This window comes from Sphingomonas adhaesiva (assembly GCF_036946125.1).
Classification (GTDB): domain Bacteria; phylum Pseudomonadota; class Alphaproteobacteria; order Sphingomonadales; family Sphingomonadaceae; genus Sphingomonas; species Sphingomonas adhaesiva_A.
In genome coordinates this window covers 2,386,373-2,409,540 of the sequence record NZ_JAQIJT010000002.1, presented here as the reverse complement: position 1 = coordinate 2,409,540, position 23,168 = coordinate 2,386,373, and the positions used below count along the sequence as shown (strand labels likewise).

16 protein-coding genes, 1 tRNA gene and 1 pseudogene are annotated in these 23,168 nt (G+C 67.6%); 9 read left to right on the top strand and 9 right to left on the bottom strand.

Translation table 11 applies throughout. From position 1 onward, the window contains the following. Nucleotides 1–36: 36 nt before the first annotated feature. The 4 genes from PGN23_RS17545 to PGN23_RS17530 all read right to left on the bottom strand — a co-directional run bounded on the left by PGN23_RS17545 (nucleotide 37) and on the right by PGN23_RS17530 (nucleotide 4,316). Nucleotides 37–564, bottom strand: coding sequence for a LeuD/DmdB family oxidoreductase small subunit (locus tag PGN23_RS17545; RefSeq protein ID WP_335304380.1), 528 nt, complete (start codon nucleotides 562–564; stop codon nucleotides 37–39). Further along, nucleotides 561–1,847, bottom strand: a complete 1,287-nt coding sequence (locus PGN23_RS17540; RefSeq protein ID WP_335304379.1) for a 3-isopropylmalate dehydratase large subunit — start codon at nucleotides 1,845–1,847, stop codon at nucleotides 561–563. Before PGN23_RS17540 ends, PGN23_RS17545 begins: the two co-directional genes overlap by 4 nt. 28 nt (nucleotides 1,848–1,875) lie before the next feature. Then, the gene (locus PGN23_RS17535; protein WP_335304378.1) at nucleotides 1,876–3,276 is read right to left on the bottom strand and encodes an MFS transporter; all 1,401 of its coding nucleotides are present in this window, start codon (nucleotides 3,274–3,276) and stop codon (nucleotides 1,876–1,878) included. Between the two features lie 107 nt (nucleotides 3,277–3,383). Next, nucleotides 3,384–4,316: a LysR substrate-binding domain-containing protein gene (locus tag PGN23_RS17530; RefSeq protein ID WP_335304376.1), complete on the bottom strand. Its 933-nt coding sequence runs from the start codon at nucleotides 4,314–4,316 to the stop codon at nucleotides 3,384–3,386. 164 nt (nucleotides 4,317–4,480) lie between these two features. On the opposite strand from PGN23_RS17530, the gene rraA reads away from it, so the two are divergent. The 3 genes from rraA to PGN23_RS17515 all read left to right on the top strand — a co-directional run bounded on the left by rraA (nucleotide 4,481) and on the right by PGN23_RS17515 (nucleotide 9,271). After that, complete coding sequence (rraA, locus tag PGN23_RS17525; RefSeq protein ID WP_335304375.1) at nucleotides 4,481–4,975, top strand: ribonuclease E activity regulator RraA; 495 nt, start codon at nucleotides 4,481–4,483, stop codon at nucleotides 4,973–4,975. A 75-nt stretch (nucleotides 4,976–5,050) separates the two neighbouring features. After that, the gene (locus tag PGN23_RS17520) at nucleotides 5,051–5,719 is read left to right on the top strand and encodes a Crp/Fnr family transcriptional regulator (RefSeq protein WP_335304374.1); all 669 of its coding nucleotides are present in this window, start codon (nucleotides 5,051–5,053) and stop codon (nucleotides 5,717–5,719) included. A 69-nt stretch (nucleotides 5,720–5,788) separates the two neighbouring features. After that, nucleotides 5,789–9,271 carry an indolepyruvate ferredoxin oxidoreductase family protein gene (locus PGN23_RS17515; RefSeq protein WP_335304373.1) on the top strand — a complete coding sequence of 1,161 codons (3,483 nt, stop codon included), beginning with the start codon at nucleotides 5,789–5,791 and terminating at the stop codon, nucleotides 9,269–9,271. Nucleotides 9,272–9,572: 301 nt separating this feature from the next. Here PGN23_RS17515 and PGN23_RS17510 read toward each other — a convergent pair whose 3' ends face one another. The 5 genes and pseudogenes from PGN23_RS17510 to PGN23_RS17490 all read right to left on the bottom strand — a co-directional run bounded on the left by PGN23_RS17510 (nucleotide 9,573) and on the right by PGN23_RS17490 (nucleotide 14,263). Then, nucleotides 9,573–9,992, bottom strand: coding sequence for a hypothetical protein (locus PGN23_RS17510; protein ID WP_335300807.1), 420 nt, complete (start codon nucleotides 9,990–9,992; stop codon nucleotides 9,573–9,575). Next, nucleotides 9,979–10,401, bottom strand: a complete 423-nt coding sequence (locus tag PGN23_RS17505) for a DNA/RNA non-specific endonuclease (protein WP_335300808.1) — start codon at nucleotides 10,399–10,401, stop codon at nucleotides 9,979–9,981. Before PGN23_RS17505 ends, PGN23_RS17510 begins: the two co-directional genes overlap by 14 nt. 540 nt (nucleotides 10,402–10,941) lie before the next feature. Next, nucleotides 10,942–12,150 (bottom strand): annotated as a pseudogene (locus PGN23_RS17500) (IS3 family transposase). A 388-nt stretch (nucleotides 12,151–12,538) separates the two neighbouring features. Further along, nucleotides 12,539–14,086, bottom strand: a complete 1,548-nt coding sequence (locus PGN23_RS17495) for a site-specific integrase (protein ID WP_335304371.1) — start codon at nucleotides 14,084–14,086, stop codon at nucleotides 12,539–12,541. 90 nt (nucleotides 14,087–14,176) lie between these two features. Further along, nucleotides 14,177–14,263, bottom strand: a tRNA-Leu gene (locus PGN23_RS17490). A 175-nt stretch (nucleotides 14,264–14,438) separates the two neighbouring features. Between PGN23_RS17490 and PGN23_RS17485 the strand changes: the two genes are divergently transcribed. From PGN23_RS17485 to gltB, 6 genes are all read left to right on the top strand, one after another. Beyond that, complete coding sequence (locus PGN23_RS17485) at nucleotides 14,439–15,365, top strand: complex I NDUFA9 subunit family protein (RefSeq protein ID WP_335304369.1); 927 nt, start codon at nucleotides 14,439–14,441, stop codon at nucleotides 15,363–15,365. A gap of 23 nt (nucleotides 15,366–15,388) precedes the next feature. After that, nucleotides 15,389–16,198, top strand: coding sequence for an undecaprenyl-diphosphate phosphatase (locus PGN23_RS17480; protein ID WP_335304367.1), 810 nt, complete (start codon nucleotides 15,389–15,391; stop codon nucleotides 16,196–16,198). A gap of 153 nt (nucleotides 16,199–16,351) precedes the next feature. Beyond that, nucleotides 16,352–17,806 (top strand): NAD(P)-dependent oxidoreductase, encoded by a 1,455-nt coding sequence (locus tag PGN23_RS17475; RefSeq protein ID WP_335304366.1) that lies wholly within the window; start codon nucleotides 16,352–16,354, stop codon nucleotides 17,804–17,806. After that, nucleotides 17,803–18,099 (top strand): nucleotidyltransferase domain-containing protein, encoded by a 297-nt coding sequence (locus tag PGN23_RS17470; RefSeq protein ID WP_335304365.1) that lies wholly within the window; start codon nucleotides 17,803–17,805, stop codon nucleotides 18,097–18,099. The genes PGN23_RS17475 and PGN23_RS17470 overlap by 4 nt, the downstream gene beginning before the upstream one ends. Then, complete coding sequence (locus PGN23_RS17465; RefSeq protein WP_335304364.1) at nucleotides 18,096–18,578, top strand: hypothetical protein; 483 nt, start codon at nucleotides 18,096–18,098, stop codon at nucleotides 18,576–18,578. Before PGN23_RS17470 ends, PGN23_RS17465 begins: the two co-directional genes overlap by 4 nt. After that, nucleotides 18,575–23,098 (top strand): glutamate synthase large subunit, encoded by a 4,524-nt coding sequence (gene gltB, locus PGN23_RS17460; RefSeq protein WP_335304363.1) that lies wholly within the window; start codon nucleotides 18,575–18,577, stop codon nucleotides 23,096–23,098. The genes PGN23_RS17465 and gltB overlap by 4 nt, the downstream gene beginning before the upstream one ends. Nucleotides 23,099–23,168 lie beyond the last annotated feature (70 nt).

Sequence of the window (23,168 nt, the reverse complement as noted above, 5' to 3'; positions counted from 1 at the left end):
GTCGGACTTTTTCCGATCGGCGCGTTTCGTTGATGGCTAGGCGGCCGCTCGCTCGGCCAGCGTCCGGCGGACGTATTCGACGAGCCCGCCCGCCCTGATGATGCCCTGCAGGAACTCCGGCAGGGGGCGGGCCTGATAGATGGTGCCGTCGACCTCGATCCTGCCGCGGTCGAGATCGATGCCGATCTCCTGCCCGTCCGCGATGGCGTCGACCGCCTCCGGGCAGATGAGCAGCGGAAAGGCGCGATTGATGGAATTGCGGAAGAAGATGCGCGCGAAGCTCCGCGCGACGACGCACGACAGCTCGCAGGCCTGGAGCGCGAGCACGGCGTGCTCGCGGGACGAGCCGCATCCGAAGTTGCGTCCGGCGACGAGCACGTCGCCGGGGGTCACCCGATCGGCGAAGTCGGGCGCGAGCGGCTCCATGCAATGGGCACGCAGCACCTCGGGCGTGCGTTGCGACAGGACCCGGGCCGGGATGATGATGTCGGTGTCGATGTCGTCGCCGAACGTGTGGGCCCGCACCGTGCGGAACTCGGGCTCGAAGGTGGTGTCCCCGTTCATGCCGCCATCGCCTCCCCAGTGACGACCTCGCCCGGATGCACGATCTCGCCGGCGACCGCGCTGGCGGCCGCCACCCAGGCATTGGCCAGGTGGATTCGCGAGCTGAACGCGCCCATCCGGCCCCGGTAGTTCCGGTTGGTGGTCGCCACGGCGACCTCGTCGTCGCTCATGACGCCCATGTGCAGGCCGGCGCAGGCGCCGCAGGTCGACGGACCCACGATCGCGCCCGCCTCCAGAAGCGTTTCCATGATGCCCTCGCGTGCCGCCTGCGCCGCGATGCGCTGCGTCGCGGGCACCACGATGCACCGCACGCCGGGCGCCACCTTGCGACCGCGCAGGACGGAGGCGGCCTGCCGCAGGTCGGTCATGGTGCCGTTCGAGCAATTGCCGATATAGACCTGATTGACGCGAGTGCCGCGCAGCTCGCCTACCGGCACCACATTGTCCGGGGAGAAGGGCACCGCGCATTGCGGCTCCAACTCGCTCACGTCGATGACCTGGTGCTGGGAATAGATCGCGTCGGCGTCGCTTTCGACCAGATGGTCGAGCGCACCCTCGCCGTGCTTCCCGACGGCCCAGGCGCGCAGCGTGTCGTCGGGCGCGACGAAGCAGGTCTTGGCGCCGCCCTCCACGGTCATGTTGCACAGCGCCATGCGCTCATCCATGTTGAGGGAGGCGATCGCCTCGCCGTCGAACTCGACGCACTTGTAGGTGGCGCCGTCCACGGTGATGCGGGCCAGGAGCGCGAGGATCAGGTCCTTGCCGGTGATCCAGGCGGGGCGTCGGCCGACGTAGGTCGCGCGGATCGTCTCGGGCACCATGAACCACATCTCGCCCAGCGCCATGGCGGCGGCGACGTCGGAGGAGCCCATGCCGGTGCCCAGCGCCGAGAACGCGCCGGCGGTGCAGGTGTGCGAGTCCGTCCCGATGACGAGGTTGCCCGGCTTCAGCAGGCCCCGTTCCGGCAGCAGGGTGTGCTCGATACCCTGGCCGGTCGTGAAGACGTGCTGCACCTCCATGTCCCGGGCGAACCGTTCCATCTTGGCGAGCAGGGCGGCCGCCTCCGGGTGCGGGGGCGGCGAATAATGGTCGCCGACCAGGACGACCTTGTCGGGATCGCACACCTCGGTCGCGCCCATCGACCGGAAGATGGCGAAGGCGAGCTCCCCGGTGATGTCGTGGAGCATCATGCGGTCTGGCTTGGCGACGACGATCTCGCCCGCCGAGACGGCGGCGAGACCGGCGTGCGCCGCGAAGATCTTCTCCGCTGCGGTCATCCCCATGTGAGGGCTCCTTGTTCAGAATATTGGATCAACTGGCGATCTCCTCGAGGGAGCGTCCGGCGGTGCGGGGTCCGAAGAGGCCGATGACCGCGACGACGATGACATACGCCACCGCGATGAAGGCGAAGACGCCGCCGACCCCGAACTCCCGCAGGAAGAAGGCGATCAGAAAGGCGTTCAGCATCGCCGAGATGCGGCTGAACGAGTAGACGAAGCCGACCGCCTTGGCCCGGAACCGCGTGGGAAACAGCTCGGTCTGATAGGCATGGTACGCGAACGAGATCATGTTCCCCGCGAGCGTCATGACGAGGCCGAGGGCGACCAGGGCGACGGCGTTGGTGGTCGCGCCGAACAGCAGCCCCGCGATGGCGATGGTGGCCGCCCCGCCGACGATGATGAACTTCCGCTCGACCCCTTCGCCCAGCAGGAAGCCGACCATCGGGCCGACCGGAGCCGCCAGCGCGATCAGTACGGTGTAGAGCAGCCCCTCGGTGACCGCGATGCCGTGGGAGACGAGCAGCGTCGGCACCCAGTTGGTGAAGCCGTAATAGCCGATCGTCTGGAAGATGTTGAAGGCGACCAGCATGGCCGTGCGACCACGATAGGCGGGTCCGAACATCTCCGAGAAGCGACCTTCGGCCGGGTCTTCGCGGACCGGCGTCGGATCGGGCAGGGGACGGCCGTGCTCGGCCGCGACGCGCCGTTCGAGATCGTCGACGATCGCCACGGCCTCGGCGACGCGTCCCTTTCGGATGAGCCAGCGCGGGCTCTCCGGCAGGCGCAGCCGCGCATACCAGACGAAGAGCGCGCCGCCGGCGCCGATGAAGACCACCCAGCGCCATCCGTCGACGCCGAGCGGACGATGCGGCACCAGGGCCCAGGAGAGGAAGGCGACGACGGGCACCGCCGAGAAGCCGATCATCTGGCAGAAGGCGAACGCGCGGCCCCGCATCTGCCGGGGCATGAGCTCGGTGATGTAGGTGTTGATCGTGACCATCTCCCAGCCGAGCGCGATGCCCGCGAGAAAACGGCAGAGATTCAGTCCGAACGGGCCGGTCTGGAAGCCCATGACGAAACCGCAGGCGGTGTAGCCGAGCAGCGCGGTCGTGAAGGCGGCGCGCCGCCCGAAGCGGTCGATCAGAAAGCCCGAGGAGAGCGTGCCGATCACGAGGCCGGCGAACAGCGCCGCGATGAAGGAGGCGAGACCCGTCATGCCGAAGATGGCCTGGGTCGTCGCGGTCAGGACACCGGACGAGACGAGGCCGGGCGCGATATAGCCGCTGAGCAGCAATTCGTAGACCTCGAAGAAATAGGCCAGGCTGAGGAGCGCGATGAGCGACCAGACCGACCGGGTGGCCGGCAGGCGGTCGAGCCGCGCGGTCAGGTCGGCGACCGCTCGCGCGCCGTCGTCTTCTCTCCGCTGGAGCACGAAGCCTCTCCTCTCGGCGGCCTTCTTCGGACCGCCGTTCCTGGCTTCGGACTACGGACGCCTGCGATCGGCGACAATTTCCGATGCGCGAGGCCTCGCTTCTCCGATCAAGAAGGATCGGCGGGCGCCTCGGGGTCGGGTTCGGTCGCGCTGCGGGCGGTCAGGTGCTCGAACATCAACCGTGCGGGCGCGCTGAGGGCGGCCCGGTCGCGCACGCAGATCTTGATGCGGCGCATGGCCCATGGCTCGTCGAGCGGCAGCTCCACCAGGTTGTTGGGGGCCATGGCGTGAAGCATCCCGTCGGGGCCGATCGCCACTCCCAGGCCCGCGGACACCATCCGGCAGACCGCGTCGAAGGAGTTGACCTCGTAGGCGAGGTCGATGCCGCGACCCGCGGCCACCGCCATCTCCGTCATCATCGCGTGCCAGGCGCTTCCCGGCGCGAGGCCGACGAGGCTGTAGTCCAGCATCTCGGTAAACCGGACGCTCTTCGCCTCCGCGAGCGCGTGACCTTCGCGGACGATCGCCACCAGCCGGTCGCGCCGGTACGTCTCGACCTCGAGTTCGTCCTCGTGCGGCCCGCCGAAGGTATAGACGCCGAGGTCGGCGCCGCCGTCGTACACGCCTCGGAGGATCGCGGGGCTGTTCGCCTCGCGCACCTCGACGCGGATCTCCGGGTAGCGATCGACGAAGCTGCTGAGGTCCTCCGGCAGGAATTGCACGATCGCCGACTTGTTGACGAGCAATCGGACGGTTCCGCGCACGCCGTCCGCGTAGAAGCTGAGGTCGCCGCTCATCCGGTCGATCGCGCGCAGGATGCCGCGGGCGTGCAGCAGCATGGCCTGTCCCGCCGGGGTGACCTCGACGCCGCGCGGCTGCCGGGAAAGGAGCGGTGCCCCGACGGCCTCCTCGAGATCGACGATCCGCTTGCTCACCGCGGATGCCGCGATGTTTTCCCGGTCCGCCGCCTTGGTGATGCTGCGCGCCTCCGCGACGGAGACGAAGATCTGGAGCGACCGGAGGTCGAAGCGCAGGTTCATCCGTGGTTTCTCCGTTCGCGATAGGCGAAACCAGCCTTCGCGAATCGAGGCTGTTATCCGTCCCTTGGTGGTGCTCTTACGGTCCCGACGACCCCGGCGGCAATGAACCGGAGGCGAAATCCAGGAGGGACGGACCCGATGACCCGAACGACCGCGTGCGTCGCATGAGCGTCCCCGAGAGCATCGCGACCTCGACCGCGGACCTCTTCGATGCCGACCCGTCCGGCGTCGCCGTCTGCGCCCTGCCGTTCATCGACTACGGTGGCCGCGCGCGTTTTCGTGGCCCCTGCTCCACCCTGGTCGCGAGCGACGATCCGTCCGCCATCGCGCAGGCGGTGTCGGAGCCCGGCGAAGGCCGCGTGCTGGTGATCGACGGGCTGGCGGTGGCGGACTGCGCCTGCCTGGGCGATATGCTGGGCCGCCGCGCGGTCGACAACGGCTGGGCTGGCGTGGTCGTCGCCGGGCTCGTGCGGGACTCCGCGGCGCTCGCCGCGCTGCCGCTCGGGGTGCGGGCGCTGGGTACCACCGCGAGGCGTCCGTTCGGGCGTGACGGTGGGGCCACGCGGGACGTGTCGGTGAACCTGGGCGGCGTCACCTTCGAACCCGGGCTCACAGTCGTCGCGGACGAGGACGCCGTCATCGTCCTGCGCCGTTCGTAAACCGACCGATGCCGTCCGTGACGCAGGGCGCCCCGTCGCGCTTCGCCGTGGGCGAGGCGCGGCCCGCGCCCTGACATGACCGTGTCGACCGGACCCGCTTTCGACCTGACGGCATGGCTGACGCCCGACGCGTCAGACGCGCTGTCGCGGGCGATGCGTCGCCGGTCGTTCGCCGCCGGCGCGATCGTCTACACGCAGGGCGACGCGGGCGACGAGATGTTCAGGGTGGTGTCCGGTTCGGTCCGGCTCTCCGTCCGCCGGCACGACGGCCGCGAAATCGTCTTCCTCCTGCTCCGCGCGGGGGACTTCTTCGGCGACAGCAGCATGGTGGACGGCGGCCCTCGTCCGCAGAGCGCGGAGGCGCTGACCGCGGTCGAGCTCGACGTGCTCTCGCGCGCCGCGTTCGACGAGCTGCATCGCGCCGATCGCGCCTACGACCTCGCGCTCCTGAAACTGCTGTCGACGCAGATGCGCGTCGTCTCCGAGCGGTTCGCCGAGGCCAGCCTCAGCAGCCTGCGCGCGCGGGTGGCGCGCCGCATCCTGGAGCTCGCGCCGCTCCTTCGCGGGGGCGGCGGCGACGTGCGGCTCTCGCAGACGGAAATGGCCGCGATGGTGGGGGCGTCCCGGCAGAGCGTGAACAAGGTCCTGGGCACGATGCAGCGGGAAGGGATCCTCGAAATCGAGCACGGCTCGGTCGGCGTGCTGGATCTAGCCGCCGTCCGGCGGGAGGCGGCGGATGACTGAACATGTCGCGAAGTTGACAGACGCGGCGGCGAACGCCGGTCCATGCGTCGCCGGAAAGCGGAGAGCATCATGAACGTCCAGACCACGATCCTGCGGCCCGACACCACGCTTGACGACAAGTGGACGGTGCAGCGCGGCCGCGTCCTGATGAACGGCACGCAGGCGATCGCGCGCGTCCTCCTGGCGCAGAAGGCGCGCGACGCCGCCGCGGGGCTCAATACGGCGGGCTATATCACCGGCTACCGCGGATCGCCGCTCGGGAACGTGGACACGACCCTGTGGTCGATCGGGAAGCGGCTGGCCGCGGCGGACATCACCTTCGTGCCGGGCGTCAACGAGGACATGGCCGCGACGGCGGTGCGTGGCACCCAACAGCTCGACGCCGTCCCCGATCCGCTCTTCGACGGCGTATTCGGCGCCTGGTACGGCAAGGGCCCGGGCGTCGATCGCTCCGGCGACGCGCTCAAGCACGGCAATTTCGCGGGCACGCACCCGAACGGCGGCGTCGTCGTATTTTACGGCGACGACCACGGCGGCAAATCGTCGTCGATCGCCCACCACAGCGAGCAGGCGATGGCCGCCGCGCTCATCCCCTCGCTCTATCCGGCCGACCCGGCGGAAATCCTCGAATACGGGCTGATAGCCTACGCCATGTCGCGCTATTCGGGGTCCTGGGTCGGTCTGAAGCTCGTCAACGAGATCGTCGAGCAGACGATGACGACGGACATCGATATCGAGGCGGTGGCGCCGGTCATCCCCGAGGTCGGCGAGCTGCCGCCGGAGGGCGTCCACGCCCGCTCCGGCGCGTTCGGCCCGCTTCGCGAGGAGCAGATCGTCAGCGACTACCGGCTGCCGCTGGTCGAGCGCTTCGTGCGCGAGAACCGGATCGACCGGACCGAGTTCAGGGCCGGGACGCCGCGTCTGGGCCTGGTTACGGCGGGCAAGAGTTACGTCGACACGCGCCAGGCGCTCGACCTGCTCGGGCTCGACGACGACCGCGCCGCGGCGCTGGGCGTCTCGCTCCACAAGGTCGGATGCATCTGGCCGCTCGAGCCGACCGGCATCGCCCGCTTCGCGCATGGCCACGAGGTCCTGTTCTTCGTCGAGGAGAAGAAGAGCTTCGTCGAGCAACAGGCGGCCGCGGTCCTCTTCAACCAGGCCGAGCGTCCCCTCATCATCGGCAAGCGGGACGAGGCGGGCCATCCGCTCATGCCGCTCGCGACCCAGTTGGAGCCGATCCGGATCGCACTCGCCATCGTCGAGCGGCTGCGCCGTCTGGACGTGCGCGACGACGCGCTGGACGCGGCGGCGGCGCGGCTGGAGGCGCTGCTGACGCCCGACGCTCCGGTCCTCGCCCTGCCGCGCCGCAGCCCCTATTTCTGCTCGGGCTGCCCGCACAGCAGGTCGACGCGCATCCCGGACGGCAGCGTCGCCATGAGCGGCATCGGCTGCCATACGATGGTGGCGTTCGTCCGGCCTGCCGAGACGCTGCTGCCGACGCACATGGGTGGCGAGGGCGGCAACTGGATGGGGCTGGCCCCGTTCACCGGGACGAAGCACGTCTTCCAGAACATGGGCGACGGCACCTATTACCACTCCGGGCTGCTGGCGATCCGCGCCGCCATCGCGAGCGGCGTCAACATCACGTACAAGATCCTCTACAACGACGCGGTCGCGATGACGGGCGGCCAGCCCGTCGACGGTCCGATCTCCGTCGCCGAGATCGCGCAGCAGGTGCGGCACGAGGGGGTGCGGACCATCGTCCTCGTGAGCGACAACCCGGAGGCCCATCGCGGCAATCCCGAGCTGCCCGGCGACGTCCGGATCGAGCATCGCGACCGGCTGGACGAGGTGCAGCGCGACCTGCGCGAGGTCGCGGGCTGTAGCGTGCTCCTCTACGAACAGACCTGCGCAGCCGAGAAGCGGCGGCGGCGCAAGCGCGGCACCTTCCCCGATCCGGCCAAGCGGCTGTTCATCTCGCAGGCCGTCTGCGAGGGCTGCGGCGACTGCTCGGTACAGTCGACCTGCGTCAGCCTGGTGCCGGTCGACACCGACCTCGGCACGAAGCGGCACATCGATCAGTCGAGTTGCAACAAGGACTACAGCTGCCTCAACGGCTTCTGCCCGAGCTTCGTGACGGTGCTCGACGCCGAGCCGCGCAAGCCCCAGGCCGCCAGGGTCGACGAGTCGCTGTTCGCCGCACTGCCCGCCCCCCCGGTCCTCGGCCTGGAGGGCGGCTCGATCAACATGCTGGTGGCGGGTATCGGCGGCACCGGCGTCATCACCGTGGCGGCGATCGTGGGGATGGCCGCGCACCTCGAGGGGCGGGCTGCCTCGCTCTTCGACATGACCGGCCTCGCGCAGAAGAACGGCGCCGTCTTCAGCCATGTGAGGATCGCGGCCGAGCCGGGCGGACTGCATTCCCAGAAGCTGGGACGCGGCGAGACCGACCTCCTGCTGGCCTTCGACCTCGTCGCGGCGATGGCGGACGATGCGACGGCGACCTACGCCCCGGAGCGCACCCGCGCGCTGGTCAACAGCGACGTGTCGCCGACCGTCGCCTTCCAGTTCGACCGTGACGCGTCCGTCGACACGCGTCTGCTCCTCGGCCGCCTGCGGCGGCGCGTGGGCGTCGAGGCGGTGGAGACGATCGACGCGACCGCCCTGGCAACCGCGCTGCTCGGCGACACGATCGCGGCCAATCTCTTCATGGTCGGCGTAGCGGCCCAGCGCGGCCTCCTGCCCGTCGGGGTCGAGGCGATCGAGCGGGCCGTGGAGCTGAACGGCACGGCGGTCGGCTTCAACCTCAACGCGTTCCGGCTCGGCCGCCTCCTCGTCGCCGATCCGGCGGCGGTCGAGCGGCTGCTGCCCGCCCGGCCCGCGCCGCTCGCGCAGGATCTCCCGTCGATCGTCGAGCGTCGCGCCGAGCATCTGATCGCCTACCAGGACCAGGCTCTGGCCGACCGCTTCCGCCGCCGGGTGGCGGCGATCGCCGACGCCGAGCGGGCGGTCGCCCCGGGAAGCGACGACCTGGCCCGCGCGGTGGCCCGGACCTATTCGCGCGTGCTCGCCTACAAGGACGAGTATGAGGTGGCGCGACTCCTGTCCGGCGACACGCTGATGGAGGAGATCCGGCGCACCTTCGGTGACGGCGCCCGCCTCGAATACAATCTGGCGCCGCCCGTGATGGGCGGGACGCCGGTGAACGGCAGGCCGCCCAAGCGCGCCTTCGCCACGAAGTGGATGCGGCCGCTCCTCGCCGTCGTCGCGCGCGGCCGACGTCTCAGGGGCACCGCGTTCGACCCCTTCGGCCGGACCGCCGAGCGGAGGGATGAGCGGGCGCTGATCGCCTCCTACGAGGCGCTCCTCGACGAGGTGCAGGCGGGACTCTCCGCGGCGAACCACGCACGCGCGGTGGCGCTGCTGTCGGCGGCGGAGCAGGTCCGCGGCTACGGCCCCGTCAAGGAGGCGTCCCTGCGCGCGTACGAGGCCGCGCTGCCGGCGCTGCTCGACGGCTGGCGGAACGAGCGCGCGGTGCCGGTCGCGGCCTGAGACGAAGAGGGAGGGGACCGCCTCCGCGAGTCGCCGCGAGGGGCGCGAAGGTGGCGGTCTTCGATCTCAACGAGAAGTTGGGTCGGCCAGTCGGGCTCTCGCCCCGCTGGCGACGATCGTCCCGCGGGGCCATGGGGGCGGCAAGGCAGCGGTCAATCGCGCGGTCGTGCACAGCGGCGACGCCACTATGACCACAAGTGCCCGGCCATGACCGGAAATGGTGCCCAGAAGAGGACAAAGATGGGCACTCAGATCACTGGGAAATTTCCATGCTTCGCTGAACGATCGGCCAGGTCGCGACCTAAAGGTCGTAGTCCGGCGCGTCGTCCTCGGGGGGCCAGGGCGGATACACGATCGGCTTCTCGCCGAAGTGTCGCCGAACCGCCCGTGCGCGCCGCTCCACAACATCCTCTTCGGCATCGATCTCATCGGGGTAAATATAGGCGACTTCGAACTTACCGTCGCGAAGCACATATTCCATCTCTGACCACCGATCGCCGCCGTCTTGCGTTTCCCACAGGTCGAGCAGCGCATACGGCAGCCCCTCGATCACCGGCCGCCGATACAAGATCTGGTTGCCGAGTTCCTTGAAGATCGATTCGCCGACCATGTTCCGATCGAGCTGGGCGTAGAGCAGCGTCGGTTCGACCGGATACTCACGATCCTCCATCAGCAATTGCCCGATCTCGTTCAGCAGCTTCTCGGCTTCAGCGTCCGCCACGGCTTTTCTCCGATCGTTCGTTGGGGAATTTCAGACTCTTCTCGTCGCCATCGACCGTCCACCACACGTCGATCGCCGATGGTCGCCCGGACTCCCCCTCGAACCGCGGCACGATCCTGACCGTGACAGTCTTTCCGCCTCGCTTCTCTCTCGCCCACTCATCCTCGAGCACGCGATAGCCGCCCCGATTGAAGTTGGCATTTTGCGCGATGTGATTGAACGCCTCGGTCGGTCCATTGAAGCGCGCCGCGATGTAGTGGCCGCCATCGTCGCTCGCCCGACGTTCTGCGCCGCCCGCCTGTGCTTGCGAAACGCAAGAACGGATCGGAACATCGGTAACCGTCAGCGCACCAGAAACGCGCCGCGTCCGCTCGCGCGCATCGATTTGGTAAGTATAGCCGTTGCGCACGACCGTGCGGAACTTTTCGCTTCACGCGCTTGCGGGTCGGGTGGCGGTTGTGTTCGTCTCGGAAGCGCGATCCGAGGACACAACGGCGGTTGCCGAACCTGGTGAGTTCTTCGGACGACGGTGCGGATCAGGTGATCCCCACGTTCCCGACGCGCCCGCTCCACCGAAGCTACCGCCGCCTCCCGAAAACCCGCCACCAGTCCCTGCGCGTTGGGCGTACGGCTTGTGAGCCGCGACGTGGTTGCCTTGGGAGGCGCGCGTCCGGTCTTTGGGAATGGCACGGTTTGCCGACTCTTGCGATCTTGGCCGGGATGACCGGGCCGGCCAGTCTCCTGAACCGGTCGCGCCGCCACCGCCACCCTTGCCGCCTCCGCTACCAGAAAATCCACCGCCGCCCCACTGGCTATAATGCCGTCCCGCACCGACGAAGGTGAAACGCCCGGTTTCTGGATCATGCCAGGGATTGAACTTGAGCTCGACTCCTTCCGCATTTCTCAAGGAAGGCAACCTCCCGGTCCGCAGTGACGTGACCCCCGCCTTTCATCCAGCGGCAACCAGAGACCGACCGGTGTTGTCGCGCATGAGCGCAGGTGAAGCAACGGGCGGGGTTAACCCCGCCCGTTGCTGTTCGAGCCCGGCAGCGAACGCAGCCGGGGTATCGTAGCCGAGCGAGGAGTGTGGCCGCTCGGTGTTGTAGTCGTCGACCCAGCGCGTCAGGATCGAGCGGGCCTGACCGATGGTGAAGAACAGCGTCTCGTTGAGCAGCTCATCGCGCATGCGACCATTGAAGCTCTCGACGAACCCGTTCTGCGTCGGCTTGCCCGGCGCGATGTAATGCCACTCGATGCCGGTATCGCCGGACCAGGCGAGCACCGCGTTGGAGGTCAGTTCGGTCCCATTGTCGCTGACGATCATCTTCGGCCTGCCACGCTCGGCGATCAGATCGGCCAGCTCGCGCACGACGCGCCGGCCCGAGATCGACGTGTCCACCACCGCCCGGAGGCATTCGCGCGTCACGTCGTCGACGATGTTGAGCACGCGGAACCGCCGGCCGGTGACGAGCTGGTCGTGCACGAAGTCCAGGCTCCAGCGCTGGTTCGGGAGCGCCAGCACCGGCGCGGGTGCCCGGCTGCCTGTAGCACGCCTTCGTCCTTTACGGCGACGCACCGTCAGTCATGCCGGGTCATCGATCCCCCGGATCGATGCCTGTTCCGGCACGATCCTCGCGGTAGAGCCGCTGGGTCTTCTTGCGGTTGATCGTGATGCCGTCCCGGCGAAGCAGGATGTGCAGCCGCCGATAGCCGAACCGCCGGCGCTGCTGCGCCAGCTCGCGCAGCCGCGACCGCAGGTCGCCATCATCTGCCCGGCACGAGCGATACCGCATGCTCGTGCGATCCGCTCCGACAACGGTACACGCCCGCCGCTCGCTCATCCCCAACGTCGCCTGGAGATGCGCGACCGCTTGTCGCTTCGCGGCGGGCGTCACCACTTTTTTGACAGCAGGTCTTTCAACCCCGCATTGTCGAGCATCGTGTCCGCAAGCAGCCGCTTGAGCCGGGCATTCTCTTCCTCGAGCGACCTCAGCCGCTTCGCGTCGGATACCTCCAGACCGCCGAACTTCGCCTTCCAGGCGTAGTAGGTCGCGCTCGACATGCCGTGCTTGCGGCACAGCTCCGTCACCACCGCACCCGCCTCGGCCTCCTTCAGGATCCCGATGATCTGCTCTTCCGAAAACTGCTTCCGCTTCATTCCGTCCGTCCCTTCAAGGGCCGGTCTCTAGGTCCAGGTGGATGAAGAAACGGGGGTCACGTCAGCGGTAGCTCATCCCGGCCTACAGATACCCGACCGCTTCCAATCGAGTCCTGACGGGGCTGAGCGCGGCGATTTCGGGTATCTGTATGTTCGGGTCTCAACCCATGAGAAAGATGCCGTCCTTGTCTATGGCATCAAGTATCTGGTCTGCTGATGCCCCGATCCGGGGAGGGTGCTCGTTCCTATTAACATCAACCTGCCCACCTACCATCCAAGGGGTCTTCTCAGCCGGAAGATTGGCACCGGTTTGATCCGGCGTAAGGGCCATGCGCCAGCCATGAGGCTTAAAGAAACGATATAGGATCACGTTATTCCTTTCTGGTCATCAACTTGGTATTATCAATCCGGGCACCCGATAAGATGCAATAGCCGCTACCATAACGCGCATTGATGGAGCAGCCCCATACTTATCCGCAGCGTCTTTACCTTCATGCCCTTGGAACTGTCGGCATACCCGCTCAGGGATGCCAGCATCTACAGCATGGGTCTTCCATGTGTGGCGGAATGAGTGAAAGACCTTGGACTTATCCTCAATCCCGCAATCTTGCTTATAGCGGCTGAACCACTGGCCCACCTTGTCGGTTAGTTTCTTGCCAATGCCTACCGCCTTCAAGCCGGGAAATACGCGGCCTGTTTGATCTGGCAGCTTCTGCACATAGTCGATGAACCCTAGCTCAATTAGCTTGGGATGAAGCGGGACAAGCCTATTGCTTGCCTCATTCTTGATCTGATTAGGTAGGGCATCGTCATCCGGCGTATCTGTAATGTCGATACACCATACCTCTTGCCGCTTATCGTCATCGTCTATGTAGGCAACGGGCTTCACGTCCTGCACCCGTAGCTGGCCTATCTCTTCCCGCCTCGCTCCCATGAACAGGGCTAGCAGGGGCAACCAATAGACAGCCTCACCATATCCTCCCTTAGGCCGCTCGCCCTTGGCATGAACCGGGCCAGCGAACAGGGCATTGAGGTCATCTGTCGAGAAGTCCTTACGCTTCTCTCCCCGCTCAGTAACGGCCATCTTAACGTCACGGGCTACGTTGACGGGTACGATATCCTCTTGTGCAGCCCACTCTAGCAGGGTCCGCAGGTAGGCCAGCCGATCCCGCACGTTCACCTGTGATCGGGCAGGGTCCGCTATCAGCTTGCGCTTGTAGGCCATCACATCGGCCTTGGTAATTAGCTCGACGGACTTACGGCCCATCATGGAATTGAACAGCTTGGCATCCCGCCAATAGGCATCCTTGCCACGGGGCGACGGCTTACGCTCAGCGGCCCACCCGTCGAGGATATCTGTATCTAGGTATTTGCCCTTGCCCTCGCTGGCTTTGGCATCCGGCTCGCACTCAACGGCCTGATTTTGGCTTTCCGATGCGCGGGCAGTCTTGCCGTAGCGAGCTTGCATGGACGCGATCAGCGCCCCGGCATTCTCCCGCTCATGCCCGACTAGCAGCTTGCCAGCCTTTGCCACGTCAGCCGGGGAGGCGTCAGTTTCTATCCCCGCTGCCAATGCGTCCATGACCGGCTCTAGCCGCTCTACCTCGCTGTCAGAGGCGAACAGGTCATCGGCCACAAGCTCGGCCTGTAGCTGGTCAGCCTCCCACCGCTTCCGCTCCCGTTCGATCTGGGATGCAGGCTTAGGAGCAATGACAGGGGCAGGCTTGGCAGCGGCCTTATCCCGCTCAGCTTGCTTGAGCAGAGCATGGGCCGTCTTGGTCATATCGGGGATGAGGGCCTTGGCCGCTTCCCGGTCCTTTAGGCCCAAGGATCGCTTAATCTCCCGCTTGCCAGCCATGAAGGGGCGCAGGTCCGCAGGTATCCCCATGCGGAAATAATAGACCCCGTTCGGGGCGCGGTGGAGGTATGAACACATAGGCCGTCGTCCTCGTACCTTTGTACTAGACGCTCGTAAAAAGCCTAAGATTTCCGCTAATTCCTAGGGTTTTTAAGCCCTAGTGCAAAATGGTGCCCAGAAGAGGACTCGAACCTCCACGACCTTGCGATCGCCAGCACCTGAAGCTGGTGCGTCTACCAATTCCGCCATCTGGGCACGGGGTAGGCCGGCGCCTCTAGGGGGCGGATGGCGGGCCTGTCAACACCTCTTTTTTCACGGCGTGCGTTATCGACGCGCCGCGGTGCGTTCAGGCCCTGTCGCCGCCCCAAGCCTTGTCTTCGCGGGGCAGGGCGGGCAAGGCGCGTGCGGGCTCGGGCTTGAGGTGAAGGATATGGACGGCAAGCTGGTGACGCTGATCGGTGGCGGTGGGTTCCTGGGGCGGTATGTCGCCCAGGCGCTGCTGAAGCGCGGCGCGCGGGTGCGCGTGGCGCAGCGCGATCCGCGTCAGGCGTTCTTCCTGAAGCCGCTGGGCGGACTGGGGCAGACGCAGTTCGTCGCGGCGGACGTGACCCGGCCCGAGACGATCGTGCGCGCGGTCCAGGGCGCGGCGGCGGTCGTCAATCTGGTCGGCGTGTTCGGCAACGACGCGCAGCGCATTCACGTCGACGGCGCGCGCACCGTGGCCGAGGCGGCGACCGACGAGGGGGCGGCGCTGGTCCATGTCTCCGCGATCGGCGCGGACGTGAACGGCGATTCGCTCTACGCGCGGACCAAGGGCGCGGGCGAGGGCGCGGTGCGCGCCGCGGCACCGCACGCCACGATCCTGCGCCCCTCCACCGTCTTCGGGCGGGAGGATCAGTTCATCAACCGCTTCGCCGGCATGATCGCGACGCTGCCGGTCGTCCCGGTCCTGCGCGGTGCGGCGCGGTTCCAGCCGGTCTATGTCGGCGATGTCGCGCAGGCGGCGGTCACCGCGCTGGACGACGAAGAGACGTACGGCGGCCGCACGTTCGAGCTGGGCGGGCCGGAGGTGCTGACGATGCTGGAGCTCCACCAGCGGATCGCGCAGCATGTCGGGCGCACGCCGCGGCTGCTCGCGCTGCCGGATGCGGTCGGCGGGCTGCTCGCCTCGCTGCCGGGGACGCCGATTTCCACGGATCAGTGGAAGATGCTGGGGCATGATTCGGTCGTGTCGTCGCATGCCGAGGGGTTGTCGGCGCTCGGCGTGGCGCAGACCCCGCTCGACGCGGTCGCGCCGGGCTGGCTGGTGCGCTATCGCCGCGCGGGCCGCTTCGGGCTGATCCAGCACGCGCGCTGACCTCCATCCCGAAAGGGGCATTCGTGAACGACCTGCTGACCATCATCCTCCTGGGCATCGTCGAGGGGGTGACGGAATTCCTGCCCGTGTCCTCGACCGGGCACCTCGTCCTGGCGGGCGCGCTTTTGGGGATGAAGGAGGCCGATGCGACCTTCGACATCGTGATCCAGCTGGGCGCGATCCTGGCGGTGATCGTGCTGTTCTGGCGGCGCTTCGTGGCGGTCGGTCAGGGGCTGCTGCGCCGCGACGCGGGCGCGATCCGCTTCACGCGCAATATCCTGCTGGGGTTCCTGCCCTCGGCGGTGGTGGGGATGATCGCCTATTCCGCGATCCGCGGGCTGCTGGAGGCGCCGGGGACGGGGCCGTTCGTGGTCGCGGTGGCGCTGATCGTGGGCGGGATCGCGATCCTGTTCATCGAGCGCACCGTGCCGCCCGCCGCCAAGACCTCGGTCGAGGCGATGAGCTGGCGCGTGGCGCTGGGCATCGGCGTCGTCCAATGCCTGTCGATGATCCCGGGGGTCAGCCGCTCGGGCGCGACGATCATGGGCGCGCGCGCGATGCGGATCGATCAGGAGACGGCCGCGGAATACAGCTTCTTCCTGGCGATCCCGACGATGATGGGCGCGACCACGCTGGCGTTGTGGAAGAGCCGGCACGAGCTGGGCAATGCCCATTTCTCCGCCATCGCGATCGGTTTCGTCGTGTCGTTCGTGGTCGCGCTGGCGGTGATCCGCTGGTTCATGACGATCGTCACGCGCCATGGCTTCTCGCCCTTCGCCTGGTACCGGATCGTTGCCGGCACGGTCGCGCTGGCGCTGCTCGCCATGCGTTGAGGCCGGATCGGAACTAACATTCGATGTCGTGTGATCGGGCTGATCCGACCAGCGGGCGTTGAGAAAAAAGTAGGTAAGACTTACTTACCTTAACGATCGAAAAGGCGTGACAAGGGCCGGGCCGTGTGAGACGTGGGGGGTGGAGGACCCCTCATGGCTGACATGCTGAAGTTCGTTGATCGCGCGCAATCCTACCCTGCCAAGCGGGTGGCGCAGAAGCGTGCCGAGGACTTTCGCGAGATTGCGGAGCGCTATGCGGTCGTCGCCGCGGAGGATCAGGCGGGGCGCTGTTCGCAATGCGGCGTGCCGTATTGCTCGGTGCATTGCCCGCTACACAACCATATCCCCGACTGGCTGCGCCTGACCGCGGAAGGGCGGCTGCGCGAGGCGTACGAGCTGAGCAACGCGACCTCCACCATGCCTGAAATCTGCGGGCGGATCTGCCCGCAGGACCGGCTGTGCGAGGGCAATTGCGTCATCGAATTCACCGGGCATGGCGCGGTGACGATCGGATCGGTCGAGAAGTTCATCACCGACACCGCCTGGGCCGAGGGCTGGGTGGAGCCGCTGGTGCCGGGGCCCGCGCGCGGGCAGTCGGTGGGGGTGATCGGCGCAGGTCCCGCGGGGCTGACCGCGGCGGAATATCTGCGCGCACACGGCTATGAGGTGCACGTCTACGACCGCCACGACCGCGCCGGCGGGTTGCTGACCTACGGCATTCCGGGGTTCAAGCTGGAAAAGCCGGTGGTGATGCGCCGGATCGAGCGGCTGAAGGAAGGGGGAATCACCTTCCACGAGGGGTTCGAGGTGGGGCGCGATGCGTCGCTGGGTGAGTTGCGGGAGCGCCACGACGCGCTGTTGATCGCGACCGGCGTCTACAAGGCGCGCGCGATCGAGGTCGGAGGCAACGATCTGGCGGGTGTGGTACCGGCGCTGGACTATCTGATCGCATCCAATCGCAAGGGTTTCGGCGACGACGTGCCGGAATATGAGGACGGCCGCCTGAACGCGAACGGCAAGAACGTTGTCGTGATCGGCGGCGGCGATACCGCGATGGATTGCGTCCGCACCGCGATCCGCCAGGGTGCCGCCAGCGTGAAGTGCCTGTATCGCCGCGACCGCGCCAACATGCCGGGCTCGCAGCGCGAGGTCGCCAATGCGGAGGAGGAGGGCGTCGAGTTCGTCTGGCTCTCCGCGCCGGCATCGTTCGCGGGGGAAGAGGGACAGGTGGCGACGGTGCGCGCCAACCGCATGCGGCTGGGCGCGCCGGATGCCAGCGGACGCCGCGCGCCCGAGGTCGATCCGGGCGGGGCCGAGGACATGCCCGCGGACCTGGTCATCAAGGCGCTCGGCTTCGACGCGGAGGAACTGCCGCACCTGTGGGGCGCGCCGGAACTGGGCGTGACGCGCTGGGGCACGGTGCTGGTCGACAGCAAGACGCTGATGACCTCGCTGGACGGCGTGTTCGCGGCGGGCGACATCGTGCGCGGGGCGTCGCTGGTCGTGTGGGCGATCCGCGACGGGCGCGACGTGGCCGCGACGATGCACAACCATCTGAAGGCCAAGGCCAAGGCCAAGACAGCCGGCGCGGAGAAGGTGGCGGCGTGAGGCTGTCCGCCGATCAGGTAAGCGCGATAAAGGCCGCGGCCCTGGAGGCGTTCGGCCCGTCGGCGACCGTCCGACTGTTCGGCAGCAGGGCGGATGACGATCGCACGGGAGGCGACATCGACCTTCATGTCGAGGCCGATCCCGACGTGGCCGATCTCGCTCACGAGGTGCTGTTTCGAGCGTCGATCTGGAAGGCGCTGGACGAGGAGCAGATCGATGTCGTCGTCGCCGCGCGGGGTGCCGAACCCCGGTGGATCGATCGCGCCGCGCGTCGCGAAGGTATCGTCCTGTGACGCGCGAAGAGGTGCGGGAGGCCACCCGGGAGGCGGCGTTCGCGGCTGAACAACTGGCGGCGCATGCCGAGCGGCTAAGCCGCCGGATGGCGATGCTCTTTCCGCTCGACGGTGCGAGGCTTGCGGCATGGCAGGACGAAGATCGGGAGCGGCTCCACGCGATGCTGCGGATATTCGATCAATTATACGACCTCGTCGCCCGAAAGCTCTTCCGTGGCTTCCTCTTTCTTTCCGGCGAGACGATCGCGGGTCTGTCCGCGCAGAACCAGTTCCGGCGGATCGAGGCGCTGGGCGGCATCGCGAGCGCCGATCGCTGGATCGAACTGGGCACGACCCGAAACGTGCTGGCGCATGATTATCCGACCCGGCCCGCCATGCAGGCTGACCGCGCCAATCTGGCCTGGCGAGACCTGCCCGATCTGATCGCCGGCACACGCCGCATTATCTCGCTGCTTCAATCCGAGGGGCTTATCCCATGACCGACCAGCGCCAGTACCTCGCCACTCACGGCATGTACCGCCCCGAATATGAGGGCGATGCGTGCGGCGTCGGTCTCGTCGCCGCCACCGACGGGAAGCCGTCGCGGCGCGTGGTGCAGTCCGCGATCGATGCGCTGAAGGCGGTGTGGCATCGCGGCGCGGTGGATGCGGACGGCAAGACCGGCGACGGGGCGGGCATCCATGTCGACCTGCCCGCGCGCTTCTTCGACGATGCGATCGCGGCGGGCGGGCACAAGGTGCTGCCCAACCGGCTGGCGGTCGGCATGATCTTCCTGCCGCGCACCGATCTGGGCGCGCAGGAATCGTGCCGCACGATCGTGGAAAGCGCGATCATCGAGGCGGGCTATACGATCTACGGCTGGCGGCAGGTGCCGGTCGACGTCAGCGTCGTCGGCATGAAGGCGCAGTCGACGCGTCCCGAGATCGAGCAGATCATGATCGCGGGCCCGCTGCCCGACGAAGCGTCGCTGGAGGAGTTCGAGAAGAACCTGTACCTGGTCCGCCGCCGGATCGAGAAGCGCGTGATCGCGGCGCAGATCCAGGGCTTCTACATCTGTTCGCTCAGCTGCCGCTCGATCATCTACAAGGGGCTGTTCCTGGCGGAGAGCCTGTCGGTCTTCTACCCCGATCTGACCGACAAGAGGTTCGAGAGCCGGGTCGCGATCTTCCACCAGCGCTATTCGACCAACACCTTCCCGCAATGGTGGCTGGCGCAGCCGTTCCGGTGCCTGGCGCACAACGGCGAGATCAACACGATCCGCGGCAACAAGAACTGGATGCTGAGCCACGAGATCCGGATGGCGTCGATCGCGTTCGGCGAACATTCGGAGGACATCAAGCCCGTCATCCCGGCGGGCGCGTCCGATACCGCGGCGCTGGACGCGACGTTCGAGGCGATCTGCCGCTCGGGCCGCGACGCGCCGACCGCGAAGCTGATGCTGGTGCCCGAGGCATGGCAGGAGAACACCGACACGCCCGAGAGCCATGCTGCGATGTACCAGTATCTCGCCTCCGTGATGGAGCCGTGGGACGGCCCGGCCGCGCTGGCGATGACCGACGGCCGCTGGGCGGTGGGCGGCGTGGACCGCAACGCGCTGCGCCCGCTGCGCTATACGCAGACCGCCGACGGGCTGCTGATCGTCGGGTCGGAGGCCGGGATGGTCGTGGTGCCGGAGAGCACCGTGGTCGCCAAGGGGCGGCTGGGGCCGGGGCAGATGATCGCGGTCGACCTGCATGAAGGCCGCGTGCTGCGCGACCGCGAGATCAAGGACAAGATCGCCGCCGAGCAGGATTATGCCGCGATGATCGGCGAATTCTCGGCGATGGACGACCTGCCCCCGGCGCCGGTGGACAGCGTCACGCGCTACGACCGTGCCGACCTGACGCGGCGGCAGGTCGCGGCGGGGCAGACGCTGGAGGACATGGAGCTGATCCTGTCGCCGATGGTGGAGACCGCCAAGGAAGCGATCGGATCGATGGGCGACGACACGCCGCTGGCGGTCATCAGCGACAAGCCGCGGCTCATCAGCCAGTTCTTCCGGCAGAATTTCGCGCAGGTGACGAACCCGCCGATCGACCCCCTGCGCGAACGCTATGTGATGTCGCTGAAGACGCGCTTCGGCAATCTGGCCAACATCCTGGATACCGAGGACCGGCGCGAGCGCGTGCTGGTGCTCGATTCGCCGGTGCTGACCTCGACCGACTGGGCGCGGCTGAAGGCGTATTTCGGCAATGCCGCCGCCGACATCGACTGCACGTTCGAGGCGGGGGGCGGCCCCGACCGCCTGCGCGCGGCGATCCAGCGCATCCGCAACCAGGCCGAACAGGCGGTGCGCGAGGGCAAGAGCGAGCTGTTCCTGACCGACGAGCATATCAGCGAGGACCGCGTCGCGATCCCCGGCGTGCTGGCGGCGGCGGCGGTGCATACGCACCTCGTGCGGCGGGGCCTGCGCTCCTACGCCTCGGTCAACGTGCGGGCGGCGGAATGCCTCGACACGCATTATTATGCGGTGCTGATCGGCGTCGGCGCGACCACGGTGAACGCCTATCTGGCGGAGGCCGCGATCGCCGACCGTCAGGCGCGCGGCCTGTTCGGCGATCTGGGGATCGAGGAATGCCTGAAGCGCCACAAGAAGGCGATCGAGGAGGGGCTGCTCAAGATCCTGTCGAAGATGGGGATCGCGGTGATCTCCAGCTATCGCGGCGGCTATAATTTCGAGGCGGTCGGGCTGTCCCGTGCGCTGGTCAACGACCTGTTCCCCGGCATGCCCGCCAAGATTTCGGGCGAGGGCTATGCCTCGCTCCACGTCAACGCGACCGACCGGCACGGGGCGGCGTTCGACGGCATGGGACCGGGGGGCGTGGCGACGCTGCCGATCGGCGGCTTCTATCGCCAGCGCCATACCGGGGAGGCGCATGCCTATTCGGCGCAGCTGATGCACCTGCTGCAGACCGCGGTCGCGACCGACAGCTATTCCAGCTACCTGCAATTCTCGCGCGGGGTGTCCGACCTGCCGCCGATCTACCTGCGCGACCTGTTGCAGTTCAACTTCCCGAACGAAGGCGTGCCGGTCGATCAGGTCGAGGCGATCACGGAGATCCGCAAGCGCTTCGTCACGCCGGGCATGTCGCTGGGCGCGCTGTCGCCGGAGGCGCACGAAACGCTGGCGATCGCGATGAACCGCATCGGCGCGAAGGCGGTGTCGGGCGAGGGCGGCGAGGACAGGGTCCGCTATCAGCCGTATGAGAATGGCGACAACGCCAATTCGGTCATCAAGCAGATCGCGTCGGGGCGGTTCGGCGTCACCGCCGAATATCTGAACGCGTGCGACGAGATCGAGATCAAGGTCGCGCAGGGTGCCAAGCCCGGCGAGGGCGGGCAGCTGCCCGGCTTCAAGGTGACCGAGTTCATCGCCAGGCTGCGCCATGCGACGCCGGGCGTGACGCTCATCAGCCCGCCGCCGCACCACGACATCTATTCGATCGAGGATCTGGCGCAGCTGATCTACGACCTGAAGCAGATCAATCCGCGCGCGCGGGTGTGCGTGAAGCTGGTGTCTTCCGCCGGGATCGGGACGGTCGCGGCGGGCGTGGCGAAGGCGCATGCCGATGTCATCCTCGTCTCCGGCCATGTCGGCGGCACGGGCGCGAGCCCGCAGACCTCGATCAAATACGCGGGTACGCCGTGGGAGATGGGCCTCAGCGAGGTCAACCAGGTGCTGACGCTCAACGGCCTGCGCGGGCGGATCAAGCTGCGCGCCGACGGCGGGCTGAAGACCGGGCGCGACATCGTGATCGCCGCGATCCTGGGCGCGGAGGAGTTCGGCATCGGTACGCTGTCGCTGGTGGCGATGGGGTGCATCATGGTGCGCCAGTGCCATTCGAACACCTGCCCGGTCGGCGTCTGCACGCAGGACGAGAAGCTGCGCGACAAGTTCGTCGGCACGCCGGAGAAGGTCATCAATCTCATGACCTTCATCGCGGAGGAGGTGCGCGACATCCTGGCGCGGCTGGGCGTGCGGTCGCTCGACGAGGTGATCGGGCGCACCGAGCTCTTGCGGCAGGTGAGCCGCGGTGCGGAGCATCTCGACGACCTGGATCTCAACCCGATCCTCGCCAAGGTCGATGCGACCGATGCCGAGCGGCGCTTTTCGCTCAGCACCTTCCGCAACGAGGTGCCCGACAGCCTGGATGCGCAGATCATCAAGGATGCAGCACCCGTCTTCTCGCGCGGGGAGAAGATGCAGCTGACCTATTCGGTGCGCAACACGCACCGCGCGGTCGGCACGCGGCTGTCGAGCGAGATCACGCGGACGTTCGGCATGTCGAAGCTGAACGACGGGCACGTCACGATCCGGCTGCGCGGCTCCGCAGGGCAGTCGCTGGGCGCGTTCCTTTGCCGCGGCGTCACGCTGGAGGTGTTCGGCGACGCCAACGACTATGTCGGCAAGGGGCTGTCGGGGGGCACGATCGTGGTGCGCCCGGCGGTATCGTCGCCGCTGACCAGCCAGGAGAATACGATCCTGGGCAACACCGTCCTCTACGGCGCGACGTCGGGCAAGCTGTTCGCGGCGGGGCAGGCGGGCGAGCGCTTCGCGGTGCGCAATTCCGGCGCGATCGTGGTGGTAGAGGGCTGCGGCGCCAACGGCTGCGAATATATGACCGGCGGGGTCGCGGTGCTGCTGGGCGAGGTGGGCGCGAACTTCGGCGCGGGCATGACCGGGGGAATGGCGTTCGTCTACGACGCCAGCGGCACCTTCGCGCGGCGCGCCAATCCGGAGAACATCGTGTGGCAGCGCATCGCCTCGGCGCATTACGAGGAAGTGCTGCGCGCGCTGATCGCGGAACATGCGGTGGCGACCGACAGCCGCTGGTCGCGCGGGCTGCTGGAGGATTGGGAGCGGACGATCGGCAGTATCTGGCAGGTGGTGCCGCGCGAGATGCTGTCGCGGCTGGCGCATCCGCTGGACGACAGCGTAGCGTTGGAGGCGGCGGAGTAATCCGTTTTCCGTCACCCCGGGGCTTGACCCGGGGTCCCGCTTCTTCCGCGACGGTGGTGGAGAGCGGGGC

Coding starts and splice junctions, on each gene's coding strand:
- PGN23_RS17545 (WP_335304380.1), bottom strand. CDS start 564: ATGAACGGGGACACCACCTTCGAGCCCGAGTTCCGCACGGTGCGGGCC.
- PGN23_RS17540 (WP_335304379.1), bottom strand. CDS start 1,847: ATGGGGATGACCGCAGCGGAGAAGATCTTCGCGGCGCACGCCGGTCTC.
- PGN23_RS17530 (WP_335304376.1), bottom strand. CDS start 4,316: ATGAACCTGCGCTTCGACCTCCGGTCGCTCCAGATCTTCGTCTCCGTC.
- rraA (WP_335304375.1), top strand. CDS start 4,481: ATGAGCGTCCCCGAGAGCATCGCGACCTCGACCGCGGACCTCTTCGAT.
- PGN23_RS17520 (WP_335304374.1), top strand. CDS start 5,051: ATGACCGTGTCGACCGGACCCGCTTTCGACCTGACGGCATGGCTGACG.
- PGN23_RS17515 (WP_335304373.1), top strand. CDS start 5,789: ATGAACGTCCAGACCACGATCCTGCGGCCCGACACCACGCTTGACGAC.
- PGN23_RS17495 (WP_335304371.1), bottom strand. CDS start 14,086: ATGTGTTCATACCTCCACCGCGCCCCGAACGGGGTCTATTATTTCCGC.
- PGN23_RS17485 (WP_335304369.1), top strand. CDS start 14,439: ATGGACGGCAAGCTGGTGACGCTGATCGGTGGCGGTGGGTTCCTGGGG.
- PGN23_RS17475 (WP_335304366.1), top strand. CDS start 16,352: ATGGCTGACATGCTGAAGTTCGTTGATCGCGCGCAATCCTACCCTGCC.
- gltB (WP_335304363.1), top strand. CDS start 18,575: ATGACCGACCAGCGCCAGTACCTCGCCACTCACGGCATGTACCGCCCC.